At 43.0% G+C, this 15763-nt stretch carries 19 protein-coding genes; 4 read left to right on the top strand and 15 right to left on the bottom strand.

Annotation, left to right across the window (positions count from 1 at the left end; translation table 11 throughout):
* Positions 1-81 precede the first annotated feature (81 nt).
* Genes fmt through ACO06Y_RS18500 form a run of 3 tightly spaced genes read right to left on the bottom strand, consistent with a single transcriptional unit; the run spans position 82 to position 3492 of the window.
* The gene (gene fmt, locus ACO06Y_RS18510; RefSeq protein ID WP_422080517.1) at positions 82-1029 is read right to left on the bottom strand and encodes a methionyl-tRNA formyltransferase; all 948 of its coding nucleotides are present in this window, start codon (positions 1027-1029) and stop codon (positions 82-84) included.
* A 1-nt stretch (position 1030) separates the two neighbouring features.
* Positions 1031-2932 (bottom strand): RecQ family ATP-dependent DNA helicase, encoded by a 1902-nt coding sequence (locus ACO06Y_RS18505; protein WP_422080515.1) that lies wholly within the window; start codon positions 2930-2932, stop codon positions 1031-1033.
* Entirely contained in the window at positions 2929-3492 is a 564-nt protein-coding gene (locus tag ACO06Y_RS18500) for an AAA family ATPase (protein ID WP_422080514.1), read from the bottom strand. Before ACO06Y_RS18500 ends, ACO06Y_RS18505 begins: the two co-directional genes overlap by 4 nt.
* 91 nt (positions 3493-3583) lie before the next feature.
* Between ACO06Y_RS18500 and ACO06Y_RS18495 the strand changes: the two genes are divergently transcribed.
* The 3 genes from ACO06Y_RS18495 to murA all read left to right on the top strand — a co-directional run bounded on the left by ACO06Y_RS18495 (position 3584) and on the right by murA (position 5923).
* Positions 3584-3871, top strand: a complete 288-nt coding sequence (locus ACO06Y_RS18495) for a DUF493 family protein (RefSeq protein WP_422080513.1) — start codon at positions 3584-3586, stop codon at positions 3869-3871.
* Positions 3872-3955: 84 nt separating this feature from the next.
* Positions 3956-4600, top strand: a complete 645-nt coding sequence (locus ACO06Y_RS18490) for a DUF4290 domain-containing protein (protein ID WP_422080512.1) — start codon at positions 3956-3958, stop codon at positions 4598-4600.
* A gap of 15 nt (positions 4601-4615) precedes the next feature.
* On the top strand, positions 4616-5923 hold the full coding sequence (gene murA / locus ACO06Y_RS18485) for a UDP-N-acetylglucosamine 1-carboxyvinyltransferase (RefSeq protein WP_422080511.1): 1308 nt from the start codon (positions 4616-4618) through the stop codon (positions 5921-5923).
* 36 nt (positions 5924-5959) lie between these two features.
* On the opposite strand, the gene ACO06Y_RS18480 is transcribed toward murA, so the two are convergent.
* The 12 genes from ACO06Y_RS18480 to ACO06Y_RS18425 all read right to left on the bottom strand — a co-directional run bounded on the left by ACO06Y_RS18480 (position 5960) and on the right by ACO06Y_RS18425 (position 14356).
* A complete protein-coding gene (locus ACO06Y_RS18480; RefSeq protein WP_422080510.1) occupies positions 5960-6958 on the bottom strand; it encodes a pirin family protein in 999 nt (332 codons plus the stop codon).
* Positions 6959-7068: 110 nt separating this feature from the next.
* Positions 7069-7389: a GIY-YIG nuclease family protein gene (locus tag ACO06Y_RS18475; RefSeq protein WP_422080509.1), complete on the bottom strand. Its 321-nt coding sequence runs from the start codon at positions 7387-7389 to the stop codon at positions 7069-7071.
* A gap of 81 nt (positions 7390-7470) precedes the next feature.
* A complete protein-coding gene (locus tag ACO06Y_RS18470; RefSeq protein ID WP_422080508.1) occupies positions 7471-8379 on the bottom strand; it encodes a TolB family protein in 909 nt (302 codons plus the stop codon).
* 55 nt (positions 8380-8434) lie between these two features.
* Entirely contained in the window at positions 8435-9010 is a 576-nt protein-coding gene (locus tag ACO06Y_RS18465; RefSeq protein WP_422080507.1) for a sugar O-acetyltransferase, read from the bottom strand.
* Positions 9007-9192 (bottom strand): Lacal_2735 family protein, encoded by a 186-nt coding sequence (locus ACO06Y_RS18460; protein WP_422080506.1) that lies wholly within the window; start codon positions 9190-9192, stop codon positions 9007-9009. Before ACO06Y_RS18460 ends, ACO06Y_RS18465 begins: the two co-directional genes overlap by 4 nt.
* Positions 9193-9197: 5 nt before the next feature.
* The gene (locus ACO06Y_RS18455) at positions 9198-9632 is read right to left on the bottom strand and encodes a (4Fe-4S)-binding protein (protein ID WP_422080505.1); all 435 of its coding nucleotides are present in this window, start codon (positions 9630-9632) and stop codon (positions 9198-9200) included.
* Between the two features lie 2 nt (positions 9633-9634).
* Positions 9635-9931: a GNAT family N-acetyltransferase gene (locus ACO06Y_RS18450; RefSeq protein ID WP_422080504.1), complete on the bottom strand. Its 297-nt coding sequence runs from the start codon at positions 9929-9931 to the stop codon at positions 9635-9637.
* A 19-nt stretch (positions 9932-9950) separates the two neighbouring features.
* Positions 9951-11381 (bottom strand): amidohydrolase, encoded by a 1431-nt coding sequence (locus ACO06Y_RS18445; protein WP_422080503.1) that lies wholly within the window; start codon positions 11379-11381, stop codon positions 9951-9953.
* A 9-nt stretch (positions 11382-11390) separates the two neighbouring features.
* Complete coding sequence (locus ACO06Y_RS18440) at positions 11391-11810, bottom strand: DUF1801 domain-containing protein (RefSeq protein WP_422080502.1); 420 nt, start codon at positions 11808-11810, stop codon at positions 11391-11393.
* A gap of 45 nt (positions 11811-11855) precedes the next feature.
* A complete protein-coding gene (locus ACO06Y_RS18435; protein WP_422080501.1) occupies positions 11856-13163 on the bottom strand; it encodes a cryptochrome/photolyase family protein in 1308 nt (435 codons plus the stop codon).
* A 1-nt stretch (position 13164) separates the two neighbouring features.
* Positions 13165-13857, bottom strand: coding sequence for an SDR family NAD(P)-dependent oxidoreductase (locus ACO06Y_RS18430; protein WP_422080500.1), 693 nt, complete (start codon positions 13855-13857; stop codon positions 13165-13167).
* 1 nt (position 13858) lies between these two features.
* A complete protein-coding gene (locus tag ACO06Y_RS18425; RefSeq protein ID WP_422080499.1) occupies positions 13859-14356 on the bottom strand; it encodes an SRPBCC family protein in 498 nt (165 codons plus the stop codon).
* A 161-nt stretch (positions 14357-14517) separates the two neighbouring features.
* Between ACO06Y_RS18425 and ACO06Y_RS18420 the strand changes: the two genes are divergently transcribed.
* Complete coding sequence (locus tag ACO06Y_RS18420) at positions 14518-15684, top strand: T9SS type A sorting domain-containing protein (protein WP_422080498.1); 1167 nt, start codon at positions 14518-14520, stop codon at positions 15682-15684.
* Positions 15685-15763: the final 79 nt, after the last annotated feature.

The raw sequence follows: 15763 nt of genomic DNA, 5'->3' as shown, positions 1-15763 counted from the left end.
CGTTTTTGTTGATAACTCGGGACGTTTGTTGATAAAGTAAGGCAATTTTTACGTTTCTCGCAGCCCAATAACGGCGGGGCTTTAGGCCATATAGGCAGTTTTGGACAATTTTAGGCCGTTTAGGATTTCTTGAGCCTGCATTTTTCGTTTCCCGGATAATTGCATTTCCAGAAGTTGAACAAAACCACCTGGAACCGCAACCCGAATTTCCTTTTTGTCAAATAAGATCTGGCCATTTTTATGGGAATGGTCCTTCCTCTCCAGGGCCACTGAATAAATTTTTACCGGCATAGTTGCCGTATCATTGATCAGGGTGCTCCAGGCAGCGGGGTAAGGACTTAGCCCACGTATGTGATTATAGATTTCCAAGATGGGTTTGTCCCAATCGATTTTGCAGGTTTCCTTATGTATTTTAGGAGCCTTTTTTAGATTTTGGGAGCTACTTTGTTTCTGTCTTTTTACGGAATGGTCTTCAATCTGCTGGATGGTCTTCAATACCAAATCCGCACCTAAAAGCATCAATATGTCATGAAGTGCTCCCGCGGTATCCGTTTCTTTGATTATTACCTTTTCTTGGAGTATGATTTCACCCGTATCTATTTTTTCGTCCAAAAAAAATGTAGTGACCCCGGTCTCCGTCTCCCCGTTGATAATGGCCCAATTAATCGGTGCCGCACCCCTATATTGGGGTAAGAGTGAGGCGTGCAGGTTAAAGGTACCGTATTCGGGCATATCCCAGACGACTTTCGGAAGCATTCGAAAGGCCACCACTACCTGTAGATTGGCATGCAACGATTTTAGTTCGGCTAAAAAGGACGGGCTTTTTAGATTGGTCGGCTGTAAAATTCTTATGTTATGCTGCTTGGCATATTTTTTTATGGCCGATTCCTGGAGTTTGCGACCTCGGCCGGCCGGCCGATCCGGAGCAGTGATTACACCCACCGGGGCATAACCGCTTTCGACCAATTTGGATAACGAGGCTACCGCAAAATCAGGAGTTCCCATGAAGACAATTCGCAATTTTCCCATATTACATCAATTCGTATTCGTTTTTTGTATTTATTCGTATCTCCCCATCCTCCAAAAGATACCCTATGACTTCTAGGATTTTATCCTCTTCGTACGTCAAGGTTTCAATCAATTGCCTTGATGTCCTTTTCCTTTCCCTTAACAATGTCAATATTCCTTCGGAAAGCGATTCCAAACTCTCAGCATTTTTGGAAGCCCTCCTCAGACAAACATCGCATATACCACAATCCGTCTTACGTCTCTCGCCAAAATACGCCAAAATCTGCCTATTTCTACACTTGGAATCCGTATTGATATAGCGGAGCATATGCTCCACGTTTTCTTGCTTGATCCGGTTTTGTTCCTTTACATTTTTAGCAAAAACATGGATGGTGCTATCATCCTCCCTAGGTACTAGAAATAGTATGTTCAAGTCTTGATTGACGGCATGGTATTCGATGATTCCATCATTTTCCAATCGACTCAGTATTCGGATAATGTTTTCTTCGTTTTGCCCTGATTTTTTGGCTATAAGACCGGTATTAATTTTTGTGTCAAAATCGAAAACTCCCCCATAGGTCCGTAATAGTGTCTGGACAACTCCGGCCATGGCACGGTTTTTCTCCAGATACTCAAGAATGTGCTGTTTGTTCGCCAGGAAACGAACTGTACTTGTCCTGAAAAAGGATTCGGACAATGATATGACCGAATTTAGATCCAGGATACGCAAAGCGTTGTAGGTCAATATCGTATTCAGTTGATACGTACTGCAAAATGCATTGAAGTTCAATGGATAAGCTTCGTTATTTCCCCCCCCGTAAGGTATTTGAAAATAATTGTTGAGCCGGTTGTATATTTTTTTGAGAAAGGAAACGTCCGGCAGTACACTTAAAAACTGATTCCTTACCTGCTTTTCATCTGTTTTATTGGTGATGAGAATTGCTTTCGCAGCCTTGCCATCCCTACCCGCTCTCCCGGCTTCTTGAAAATAGTTCTCCAAACAATCCGGAATCTGGTAATGCAACACCAGTTCTACATCCGGTTTGTCTATCCCCATGCCAAAGGCATTGGTGGCAACTATGGTCTTTACCTGGTTCGTAAGCCATAAATTCAGCTTTTTCTCCTTTTCCGCATTGGAAATTCCACCATGAAAAAATGTGGCACCAATCTTATTCGCATTTAAATAGTTGGACAGTTCTTCTGCCGAACGTCGGGTGCGGACGTAGACTATGGCACTCTTTTGGACCTGGGCACAGAGTTGTTTTAGCCTGTAGCGCTTATCCTCTTCCCAGATTACACTGAAAGCAATATTATCCCGGGCAAAGGAGTCCTTGAATACCGAATGCTCTTTAAACTGCAAATTTTCAATGATGTCCCGAGCTACTTTTTCCGTCGCCGTGGCGGTCAGGGCCAAAAAAGGAACGTCGGGATGCAGATCCCTTATCTTGGTGCATTCCAGATAGGCCGGTCTAAAATCGTGCCCCCATTGTGAGATGCAATGCGCCTCGTCTATGGCAACCAGGTTTACATTCATTCGTTGTATCCGTTCCAGTACCATTTCCTGCTTTAAGCGCTCCGGGGAGAGATAAAGGAATTTGTAATTCCCATAAATGCAATTGTCCAGCAGATCGCTTACCTCTTCAAATCGGATTCCACCCGTGAGCGCAATGGCCTTGATACCCTTTTTTTTAAGGTTGTCAACTTGATTTTTCATCAAGGCGATTAAGGGAGAAACTACAATACAGATGCCTTCCCTGGCCAAGGCCGGTACTTGAAAACAGATGGATTTTCCACCACCGGTCGGTAAGAGGGCGAGTATGTCCATTCCATTTAGGACACCTTCAATAATGCTTTTTTGGGAACCCCTAAACTCCGAAAAACCCCAATAATGTTGTAGAAGCTTACTTGGACGGTTTTCCATCATCCCGGATTTAGAAGATTCAATATGTGGTTCTTTCTTTCCTCTACAGGATCCTTGGGAACAACCTGCAGGTCATATCCAAAATGCCCGTAAGTATTCTTTAGGCATTCATGTACCCGTAAGGATTCCTCATAACTCTCAAATCGTGCATTGTCGACATTATGGATTTCGGGCCAAGGTGGCATCAGCAATACCAAATCATAACGAAATGTTTTGCAGGCCTTTGTGAATTTTTCGTCGTATTTCTGGCCAAAACAATCCATATAGGCCAATACATCCGGAATACCCCTATCAAAAAAAACAAAATCTTGGTCGGTTCCCTTGACCGATTTGTACTGTGCGATTCGTTGTTGCAGCAATTGTGTGTTAAATTGGATAGGGTCTTTTACGGAGACAATAGGATTTATGGCAAAGGATTCCAGTCCGGCTTGTTCCTTCTCCGCTAGGGTCATACTTCGGATTACTTCGTGCAAACAGGTGAACCCCATTTTTTCCAGGCTTTCGATTACCGAAGTCTTTCCGGTACTAGGCCCACCGGTGATTACAATTTTTTTTGGATTCAATAGTTATGTATATGGTATGCACAAAAATAATCAATACCCATTAGGTTAAGAAATCTGTGGTCGAAGCATTATCTTTGCAAAAACATTCTTCATGAATAATGAAAAATCCGATGAGTTTTATAGCCGTCTAAAGGAGCAGCTTCAGGAAAGCACGGACTGGCCTTCCAACTACTTGTACAAGTTCATCGTTCCTACGGATACCGAGAAGATAAACAGGATACATGGTATTTTTGACAATACCGGGGCGGTTATCGAATCCAAGAAATCAAAAAAGGGAAAATATACCAGTATATCCATAACCGTAAATAGGAAAAACCCGGATGAGGTTATCCAGAAATATAAGGAAGTAGGTACGGTGGAGGGCGTAATTTCCCTATAAGCCGAGTATTTGGGATATTTTTGTTACTTTGCAAACATACCCGAGGAACTACTCCATACTAATTTTTAAGCTAAAACCTTTAATTTGAATCCAGTAGAGAATTTAGAATACAACACGGAACGCCCCAAGTTGATCATACCGGAATATGGTCGTCATTTCCAAAAGATGGTGGATCACGCCGTTTCCATCAAGGACGATTCCGAAAGAAATCGGGTGGCCAAGGCCATCATAAGCGTTATGGGGAATTTGCAGCCCCACTTAAGGGATGTCCCCGATTTTCAGCATAAGCTTTGGGATCAGTTGTTCATCATGTCCGACTTTAAGCTCGATGTCGAATCTCCTTTTCCCATCACCTCCAAAGAGGTGCTGCAACAAAGGCCGGAACCCTTGGAGTATCCCCAGAATCATCCCAAATACCGTTTTTATGGCAATAATATCAAAAGGATGATCGATGTGGCCGTAAAATGGGAAAAAGGCGATATGCGCGATGGTCTTGAATATGCCATTGCCAACCACATGAAGAAGTGCTACCTAAATTGGAACAAGGATACCGTGGACGATAAGGTAATATTCAAACACTTGTACGAGCTAAGTGATGGTCAGATAAACTTGGTAGATGAGAACCTCACGGAAAGTGGACAGTTCCTTAAGAACAGAATATCCAAGACAGGTCGTAGCAGTTCCAGTAAGAAAAGCCAAAGAAACAATCGCGGTAAAAAACGATATTAATATTCCTGATCCTACATGGGAACATTTAAAATTGAAGGCGGCCACCGACTCTCCGGTGAAATAACGCCCCAGGGGGCCAAGAACGAGGCCCTTCAAATTCTATGTGCCGTTCTTTTGACCCCTGAAAAAGTCACCATCCACAATATTCCGGATATCGTAGATGTCAACAAACTGATATTGTTGTTGGAAGATCTGGGCGTAAAGATCCAGAAAAAAGGAAAAGGTTCATATACCTTTAAGGCGGACGATGTGAATTTGGATTATTTGCAATCGGACGACTTTAAAAGGGATGGCAGGGGACTTAGGGGATCCATAATGCTGGTGGGCCCATTGTTGTCCCGTTTTGGAAAGGGGTATATTCCCAAACCTGGAGGCGATAAGATAGGACGTCGAAGGTTGGACACCCATTTTGAAGGCTTCATTAATCTGGGGGCCAAATTCCGTTACAACAGGGAAGAGCATTTTTACGGTGTCGAGGCCAAAAGGCTAAAGGGAACCTACATGCTCTTGGATGAGGCTTCCGTAACCGGAACGGCCAACATTGTTATGGCCGCAGTTCTTGCCGAAGGAGAGACCACCATTTATAATGCCGCATGCGAACCTTATCTACAACAACTTTGTAAAATGTTGAATCGGATGGGGGCCCAAATTTCAGGAATAGGCTCCAATATGTTGACCATACAAGGGGTAGATCAACTGGCCGGTACCGAACATACCATGCTTCCCGATATGATTGAAATAGGAAGTTGGATTGGTCTTGCCGCCATGACCAAAAGTGAACTGACCATAAAGAATGTGAGTTGGAAGGATTTGGGTCTTATTCCCTCGGTTTTTGGAAAATTAGGCATCCAAATTGAACGCAGGGACGATGATATCTTTATTCCCAGACATAAGGATGGATACGAAATCCAGAACTTTATCGATGGTTCCATTCTGACCATTGCGGATGCCCCCTGGCCAGGACTCACTCCGGATCTATTGAGTATCATCCTTGTGGTAGCGACCCAGGCGAGGGGAGAAGTACTTATCCATCAAAAGATGTTCGAAAGCCGTTTGTTCTTTGTGGATAAACTCATAGACATGGGAGCGAAGATTATTCTTTGTGACCCCCACAGGGCTACCGTAATAGGTCACGATTTTAAGTCTACCTTAAAGGCCACTACTATGGTCTCCCCTGATATTAGGGCTGGGGTTTCACTTTTAATTGCCGCATTATCCGCAAAAGGTACCTCTACCATTCATAATATTGAGCAGATCGATAGGGGCTATGAGGACATCGATACAAGGCTACGGGCCATTGGGGCTAAAATCGTTAGGGTGTAATCAGCATAACCTAAAATCAAGATTCTTTTGGTGTAATCATTTCTCTACCAAAGCTCCATCTGGATATTGGGCAAATCTTCCTTTTTCCTTGGGATGTACATTGTCCGGATAGGGCCACGGCCAACCGCCGAATTGGGTAATACGATATTCTTGCATCGCTTTTTGGATTTCTTCCTCAGTATTCATAACAAAGGGACCATATTGTACTACGGTTTCCTCTAAAGGCTTGCCCTGTAATAAAAGAAGGGATGCCTCTTTTTCCCCATTTTGGATAACCGTATCTTGGGAAGCTTCCAATTCAACTCCAAAGTTTTGCTGGATGATATCACCTCCGATTTGAAGTTCAGCACCTTCATAAAAATACAAGGTCCTGTTTACGGGGATATCCGTTTTTGCTAGGGTATAGGAGGCATTGGCGTTTAAATGAATGTTCCAGATAGCAACTTCGTTTTCTACATTTGCCGCCCATGAATCCGGAGCGGGTTTAGGGGCCTTGGTGCCGGAGTAAGAGCCGGCAATCACTTTTACGGTTCCCCCTTCAAATTCAATAATGGGAATATCCTCGTGCCATAGCATCTTGAAGTGGGGGTCTACAAATTTGCTCGCTTTGGGCAGGTTCAGCCAAATCTGAAAAAGCTCCAAGGGATTTTCTTTTTCCGTATACAACAAAGGGAACATCTCCGAGTGTTGTACACCTCTGCCGGCTGTCATCCACTGCACATCGCCTTGCCCAAACCGACCGGCGGCACCCAGGGAATCGGAATGATCGCAATACCCTTTGTTTACGATTGTAATGGTTTCAAAGCCCCTATGGGGATGGGATGGAAAACCTGGGATAGTCTGTCCATGATACATACGCCAACCATCTTTTAGGGTAAAGTCGTTCCCCAAATTCCTGCCTTCCAAAGAAGCAGCGGGGGACATATCTTCCTTTCCTTTGGGATAATGGTCCAAATGATATACGCAAAATAAAAACGGATCCTGGGTCTGCCAGGGAAAGCCTAGCGGGAAACTATTTTTTATGGGACTTGTCATGAGTTGCGGTTTTGGGGTTTAATCCATTACGGTTTTGAGGTATTGTGTATAGATTTAATTGTCTTTCAAGATATTTGACGGGTTACTTCCTATTCGGGCCCAATTTTTATCTAAATTTCGGTGCCTGAGCCTGTCGAAGGCACCCCATATTCTGTATAGTTTCTTGATAATCTTGGTAGTTGGTTATGTTCGCCATCTGTTAAAGCTTCTTTCTTTTTCCTGCTCCAACCTTGTATTTGTTTTTCGCGTCGAAAGGCTTCATCAATTCTAGTAAAAATTTCTACATATAAAAGACTTATTGGCAATCTCCTTTTGGTATAATTTGCTCCTTTCCCATTTTGATGTTGCTGTATTCGTAATTCCAAATCTACGGTACTTCCGGTATAGTAACTCCCATCTGAACATTGCAAAATATAAGTATAGCCTTTCACAGTTTTATTTATGCCCGATACGTGCCTTCGACAGGCTTAGGCACCTATTTTCAGCCGGATTTCCATGTTTATTTGTATTCATTATTTAATTTCCTCATAGGACACAAACGCAAATCGTTTACTGTCCGGTGCCCAAGAGGGTACATTGATGGTACCTTGGCCCCCGGTAAATTCACATAAGGTCCTAATATTGCCACTGTCCAAATCATAAAGGCGCAAGGCTACCTTTTTCATGGGGGGGTGCCTATCCCCTTGATCTTCCAAATATGAAATAAAAACAAAATATCTTCCATTGGGAGAAGGGTGGGCGAACCAGTTGGAATAGGAATCGTCCGTTAGTTGTTGGGGGATGCTACCGTCTGCTTTCATCCGCCATATTTCCATTTTTCCGGATTGCATGGAGTTGTAATAAATAAATTGACCGTTGGGTGAATATTCAGGGCCATCATCCAATCCCGGTGAATCCGTCAATCTTTTTTCTTCGCCTCCCTTGGAAGGAATGCTAAAAATGTCGAAGTTATCGTTTCGCTTCGCCGTATAGACCAAGGTCTTACCATCCGGTGACCAGCCATGCCAATACGAGGGATAATTCGGAGTAATCAATTTTGGAGTACCTCCGGAAATGGGCATAGTATAAATCCGCGAAGTACCCGATGTAGCCCCCTCGATTTTATCATTGTTGCTAATGGCCAGTAATGTCCCATCAAAGGAAATGCCGTGGTCGTTATTACAATTTTTGAGGTTCCCGGTGGGAAGTAATTTCTTCGTACTGCCATCAACGGCCACTTTGTACAACAGGCCATTCTGGTTGATGATAAAATAACTCCCGTCCAAACTCCAATTAGGGGCTTCAAAATGGGCTTGCTCTTGGAGTACTATTTTTTTTTCGTTTGTTTCAATGTCAAATATCTCAAGTGTAGATTGTATCTGTTCTGATTGGGCATACATAAACAAAGGGAGCAGGATTAATGTAAAATTGAAAAGCTTCATCTTTTTGGATTAAATCGATTTAACGGAATCCTAAAGATAATGGAAAATAACGGGTTTACAGTTCCCTGATAACTTTACATGGATTACCAAAAGCAAGTACATTTACAGGCATGTTTTTGGTGACCACAGAGCCTGCCCCAATGGTGGTATTGTCTCCAATGGACACCCCGGGCATCAACACAGAATTTCCACCGATCCAAACGTTATCACCAACGACAACCGGAAGTGTGGATGTTAAATAAGACGTTCCTTTTTCCTTATCTTCCACAATCCTTTCTGAGGCCTTCAATGGGTGCAGGGCCGTATAGATTTGCACATAGGGCCCGATAAGACCGTTTTTGCCGATGGTAATCCTATTGTTGTCCAGAAAAAAACAGTTGGCATTGATAAAGGTATTTTTACCAATGGAGATATGTTCCCCATAATCGCAAAAAAAAGGGGCCTCTATCCAAACCCCATCTCCCTTATGGTGAAACAGCTTGTCCAGCAATTCATTTCGTCTAACCATTTCCGTGGATTCCAATCGATTGTATTCTTGGAAAAGCTTCCGCGCCCTATGATATTGATCGATCAATTCAGCATCTCTTGAATCGTAGTTTTGCCCAGACAGCATTTTTTCCTTTTCGGTCATGAACGGGTCTTGGAGGAAGCGGTCAATGCCTCGATTTGCTTTTGAACTTCATCCGCCTCCGCATATTTTGTGTCACTCGCGGAGCGATTACTTTTGGAAAGATCAAAAGCTTCCTTCATCAATTTTTGATATTTTTCCTGTAGTTTTTCTACTTCCGATTTCTTCTTGAATAGTCCGAACATCTTTTTTAATCCTTAAAATCAATTTTTGAATGTGTACCGTCGCAATACGGCTTGTTGGCCGATCCCCCACACCTACAAAATGCCGTAGTCCGTTTTTTATCTTCAATACGGCCATCTGCCAAGGTAACGGATAGGTTCCCTTGAATCAATAAAGGGCCATTAGGCGAAACCTGAATTTGCATATGGGATTTCATTTCCTTACCCTCTTGTTCATCTTCGTTGTCCATTTCATAACTTAAGGCTCCAGAAGGGCATTTGGAAATCTGTGCTTTTAACTCGTCCGTACTGGCATTTTCAGCCTTGATCCAAGGTTTTTCATTGGGGTTATAAACCTTGGGAAGCGTATTTACGCAAATTGCGGAATGTATGCATAATTTGGGTTTCCAAACCACGGTCAACTCTCCGTTGGAGTACTTCTTTACAATTTCTCGTTCAGCCATGATCAAGCAATATTAATTCCTTTTAAAACCAGTTTTTTCCATTCGGGATGCCGTTTAATGTACATGGCCACGAATGGGCACATGGGAACCAAGGTCAAGTCCTTTTTTTCGATATCTTCCAAAACCGCCTTGACCAAGGAAGTTCCGATTCCCTTGCCCTCCAAGCCCCGCGGGACTTCGGTATGTGTTAGATAAATTTTGTCCTTGGTCCTTATGTACTCTATTCTGGGTACAAGCCCATCAATATGAACTTCATATCGCTTGGCTTCCGAATTATCTATTAACTGTAAACCTTCCATTTTTTTATTGTCTTTCAGATTAGTTTGTTCCTATTGGCGGAGGTCCTTCCGGTACCATAGGTTTGTACACCTCATTGCCTTTACGTTGTTTGAATTCGGCTTTCACTTTTTCTACCAGCTTTGGATTTTCAAAAAGATCCACAGCGGTCATGCCCAGGGCCTTGGTTGCATGTACCATTCCCTTATGTCCTATACTCATGCCCCCGCAGGCTACGACGGCCCACGAATGCCATGGGGTGTCCTTCGGTGCCGTAGTCACCTTTAAATTGATATTGGGCACATTCCAGCTAACATCGCCTACGTCCGTTGAACCTCCTCCGGGATGCTCCTTGGTCTCCGCAAACGGCTTTAAATCGCTATCCATGCCTACTTGGGGTTTGCCCGTAGCTTCCTGTATCTTTTTTCCAAAAGCGATTTCCTCCTCGGTATAAGTCAAGGGATCCAAAAGCTCCAGGTTTTTCTGCATGATTTCGCCACCGGCCCGGTTGACCAAAACTTCGTAAATACCGGAAATAAGCGATATTTTGTAATCCACATTGGCCATGATGGCCGCACCCTCGGCCATTTTTTGTACATGCTCATATACCGGAAGCATTCCCTTTCGCTTGGTATCGCGAACCCGAACCCAGAGTTTGGTATAGTCGGGAACGACGTTCACCACTTGGCCGCCATCTTGGATATGATAATGGATACGCACTGTAGGTTTTATATGTTCACGGTAGTAGTTTATTCCCGTTGTATAAAGTTCCAGCGCATCGGAAGCGCTACGTCCATTCCAGGGGTCGCTAGAGGCATGGGCGGCCTGGCCAAAAAACTCGACCTTAAAATCGACCAAGGCCAGGGAGCTTTGAACATCGGCCTCCGTTACCGCGGAAGGATGCCAGCTTAAATTTACATCCACCCCGTCCCATAATCCTTCCCTGACCATCCATATTTTGCCAAAGAACTTTTCCTCGGAGGGCGTTCCAAAAAATTTGATCGTACCCTTGATCTTTCCTTGCTCCATCAATTCCTTAACCGCAATGGTGGAACCGAGGCTTGCCGCTCCAAACAGATTATGTCCACATCCATGTCCCGCGGCACCTTCATGTAAAGGTTCCTTAGTTGGAAGAGCTTTTTGGGAGATTCCCGGTAGGGCATCAAACTCCCCTAGAACACTGATTACCGGGTTTCCGGAACCATAAGTGGCTACAAAGGCAGTTGGCATACCGGCGACACCTCTTTCTACGGTAAAACCATTTTTCTCCGCATAATCTGCCAGAATTCGCGAGGAATCGTCCTCCTCAAATGCAGTCTCGGCCAGGGCCCAAATAGAATCACTTATTGCTATTAGCTCTGTCCTATGCTTTTCAACGGATGCGATTATGGCCTTTTTGCTGGAGGTCAGTTTTTGTCCATTGGCCGTAAGCCCGAGGAAAGGAAGAATTAAAAGTAACGTTCGTGTTTTCATGGGATAGGATTAGTTGTTGTATTTCTTTTTATCATACTCATAGGTTGAGCGGATCAATGCTTGAAGAACCTGCATGTCCACATCCGATAATCTTTTGATATAAAGACAGGATTTGCCCATGGTATGCTTGCCCAATTTGGCCAAAAAGCCTTGATTACGTTTGGCGCCCGCACCGACGTACAATGAAAAATTTTGCCTACGCGGTGAAAAACCGATGCTGAGCATATCACCTTCCCTTCCGGAATCGTACTTATAATGGTAACTTCCAAAACCAATAATACTGGGCCCCCACATAACGGGGCGTTCACCCGAAATCTTCTCCATTAAACTTAGGAGTACGTAACTGTCGTTTCTTTTGTCCTCGTCTTCAATTTTATCCAAAAATTCCTGGACGGAGGCATCGGTGGGTACGGTCTTGTTGTTGGACATTCCTTGGGTTTTTGGTCGAATTCTAAATATACTAAAAAAGGGAAATCATCCTACCGCGTCTTTGTAAACCTTTAGGCAACGTTCCCGGGCTTCCCTATGATCCACCATCTTCAGGGGATATGTACTTGTAGTATGCTCCGGAACCCACTTTGAAATATATTTTTCGCCCGGATCAAATTTAGTGACCTGGGTCATCGGATTAAAAATCCGAAAATAAGGTGCGGCGTCCACGCCACTGCCAGCGGCCCACTGCCAGTTTCCCACATTGCTGCTCATCTCATAGTCTAACAATTTTTCGGCAAAATAGGATTCGCCCCAACGCCAATCGATCAATAAATGTTTGCATAGAAAGCTGGCGACCAACATACGTACACGGTTATGCATATATCCGGTCTCATTGAGTTCCCGCATTCCGGCGTCTACTAATTTATATCCGGTTTCCCCTTTTTTCCATTTTTCGAATTCCTCTTCCTTATTGCGCCAAACGATACGATCGTATTTTGGCTTAAAGGCTTCCGTGACCGTTCTTGGGTAATGCCAAAGGATTTGCATGAAGAACTCCCGCCAAATAAGTTCGTTCCAAAATATTTCATTTTTTTCGACAATCGCTTTTTTGATCATTTTCCGAACGGAAACGGTACCAAAACGTAGATGTGGACCTAAACGCGATGTACCGTTTTCCTCAGCGGGATAGTTGCGAGTATCCTCATACCGTTGTATTAAACTGGGAGCAACATTATAGTCCACGACCTTTATGGAAGATGTTTGGAATCCAATGTCTGAAAGGGAGAGATTTGGTAACTCGGTTTGTCCTATCAGATTTTGGAGGTACAGAAGGGTATCGTGGATTTTTATAAGATCTGCATTAAACCTTTCTTTCCATTTCTTCATGTAAGGGGTATACACCACATACGGATTGCCATCGTCCTTGATAACCTCATTCTTTTCAAAAATGACCTGGTCTTTGAATGTTTTAAAACCGATATCGTTCTTTTCCAATAATTCTTGAATACGTTTGTCCCGTTCTTTTGCATACGGTTCATAATCGTGGTTTGTATATACCCCCTGAACGTTATATTCTCCCAGTAAGCCTTTGAAAATTGTCTCCGGTATTCCACGATAGATGGCCAAGGAACTTCCCCATTCATTTTGAAGTATGCTGCGCATTTTTTGAAGCCTTTGGTGAATGAAGGTAACCCGTGCATCATCCTTGGGCAGTTTGTCCAGGATTTCGGTATCGAAGATGAAGATGGGAAGTACAGGAAAATCACCTTTCAAGGCCTCTAGAAAACCAACATTATCCTCCAAACGTAAATCCCTTCGAAACCAAAAAATAGATACTTTGGAATTCATATTACGAGATATTCAGAGTAGACATTCCTCCATCGACCCCGACTACCTGACCTGTCATCCAACTGCTTTTGTCGCTCAAAAGGAAAACGGCCATATGGGCAATATCTTCAACTTGACCTGTGCGTTTTAACGGATGCCGCTCGGCCATATTCTCCTTTTTTCGCTCATTGTTGAGCAATTTTGAGGCCAAGGGTGTATCTACCAGGGATGGTGCTATCACATTCACTCTAAGTTTAGGAGCATATTCGGCGGCCAAGGATTTGGCGAACCCCTCAATGGCTCCTTTGGAAGACGCAACGCTGGTATGGAATGGCATTCCCTTGCCTACGGCCACAGTGCTGAAGAAGACCATGCTGGAACCTTGGGCCATTTTTGGCATAATTTCCTTCACTACTTTGACCAACCTCAGAAAATTCAAATTCATATCCGCTTCAAAAGTTTCCAAACCCATCATCTTAAAGGGTTTAAGGTTTATGCTCCCAGGGCAATATACAAAACCATGTATTTCTTCTGGTAGGATGGACAAGTCAAGACTATCCCTGGTAACATCAAATGGTATGTACTGGCACTGGACGTTTTCCAGACCCTCTTGGGTACGAGAGGCTATAAAAATAGTATGGATTTCATGAAGTAGCTGGGCTATGGATTTTCCAATACCATGAGATCCCCCTATTAAAAGGATGTTCTTCTTCATTTCAAAAAGATTTCAGGGATAATTCATTGGGAACGTCTTCCACCTTCCCGAAAAGCTCGATAAGCTTTTCTTCCCGATATTTGAAAATTTTTACCAACTGCTTTTTGACCAATAAGGGATGTACCATTTGACCAAGAACTCCAAAGGGTACCTTATAATCAATAATATCCTCCATTTCTACACCACTTTCGATAGTTTTCAGAAAATGTTTATGATGCCAAAGGGCGTAGGGCCCAAAACGCTGTTCATCCACAAAATACTCCCCGTCGATGACATGGGTGATTTCGGTTACCCATTTGGTGGTATATCCGGGAAAAGGAGATACTGTGTATTGTATAATTTGACCTGGAAACATGGGACGGTCCGCTCCTGTAAGTATATGAAATCCCATGTGGTCTGGCGTAATCACTTTGAGATTCGATGGACTTGATAAAAAATCCCAAGCTTTTTTCTTTGAAATGGGTAAAGCCTGCTTGGAATGTAGCTGGTACAGTTTCATAAGGTAGTTTGTACAAATATAAAATCAAAAATGTCTAACAAAAAAATAAAAAGGTTAAACAAATAATAAAACCATTGATTTTTACACCTAAATACTTGAATATCATCTAGTTTAATCATGCAATTTTGTACTTTTTTGTACATTGAAAACAAAATAGTCTAGTGAAGGATATCCTATCATATTATTTCCTCCTTTTTATACACGGCTTTCTTCTGGCGCAAGGAGGTATACGAACACTTGGGGAACTTCCTGGAACAGTTTCTGAAACATCCGGACTTATTTTTTATAATGGCCGATTAATTACACACAACGACTCCGGGAATGAGGCGAAACTATTTGAAATAGATACAACTTCCCTACAGGTGGTTCGCGAAGTTGTTATTTCCAATGCCCAAAATGTAGATTGGGAAGATATCTCGCAGGACGAGCTTTATATCTATATTGGGGATTTTGGAAACAACTTGGGCATACGAAGGGATTTAACTATTTACCGCATTTCCAAGGAAGAATATACTATTTCGGACAGGGTCAGCGCAGAGACTATTTCTTTTGAATATGAAGACCAGGAAGATTTCTCGAACAATGGAAACAGTGATTGGGATGCCGAAGCCCTATTTGTCCTAGGAGATGAACTTGTAGTGCTTACCAAACAATGGTTGGCCTTTGGAACGAAGGCCTACGGAATTCCCAAGACCCCTGGGGAATATGTTGCCAAGAAGTTGGGCGAATATCCGATAAATGGATTGGTTACCGGTGCTACATTAAATCCGAATACCGATGAATTGTATTTAACAGGGTATTCATTTACCTTAAATCCTTTTTTGGTTCGCGTTCAAGGAGGAACCCAAACTACTATTTTTACTGAAAATATGGAACGTTTGAATTTAGATATAAGCCCGGCGCAAATTGAAGGTATTACCTATATAGACAACGATTCATATTTCCTTTCCTCGGAAATGTTCTCTAGGACCAATCCTTCGATAACCTTAGAACCCCGTCTTTTTTCTTTCCATACCCAAAGTATGGAGGCCGGTGATGAAATTCCTATGGATGACCCAATAGATTCTGAAGATAATCCGGAAGAAATAAAGGAAGAGCTTCTCCTTTTTAAAAGGTTTGGATCGAATATGTTGGAATATAGACTGGTCACCTCGGAATCCGTTTACGGGTATTCCATTTTTGATACCTCCGGTAGGCGGGTCCAGCATAAAATTCGTCCTGGAATCCCAGAATCTACAATTGATGTATCCACTTTGAAATCTTCTGTTTACTATCTTACCTTTTACTTCGGCAACAAATCCTCTACTAGACCCTTTATTTGCAACTAAGATTGCTGTACTTTTTATTTAAGACTTCCTTAACAAACGGGGCTCTGGTTTATATTTAGTTTTGTGCATAACTCAAAAA

Source organism: Ulvibacterium sp., assembly GCF_965228935.1.
Lineage (GTDB): Bacteria > Bacteroidota > Bacteroidia > Flavobacteriales > Flavobacteriaceae > Ulvibacterium.
Note: the sequence above shows the minus strand (reverse complement) of the source record. Positions and strands in the feature narration are given on the sequence as shown.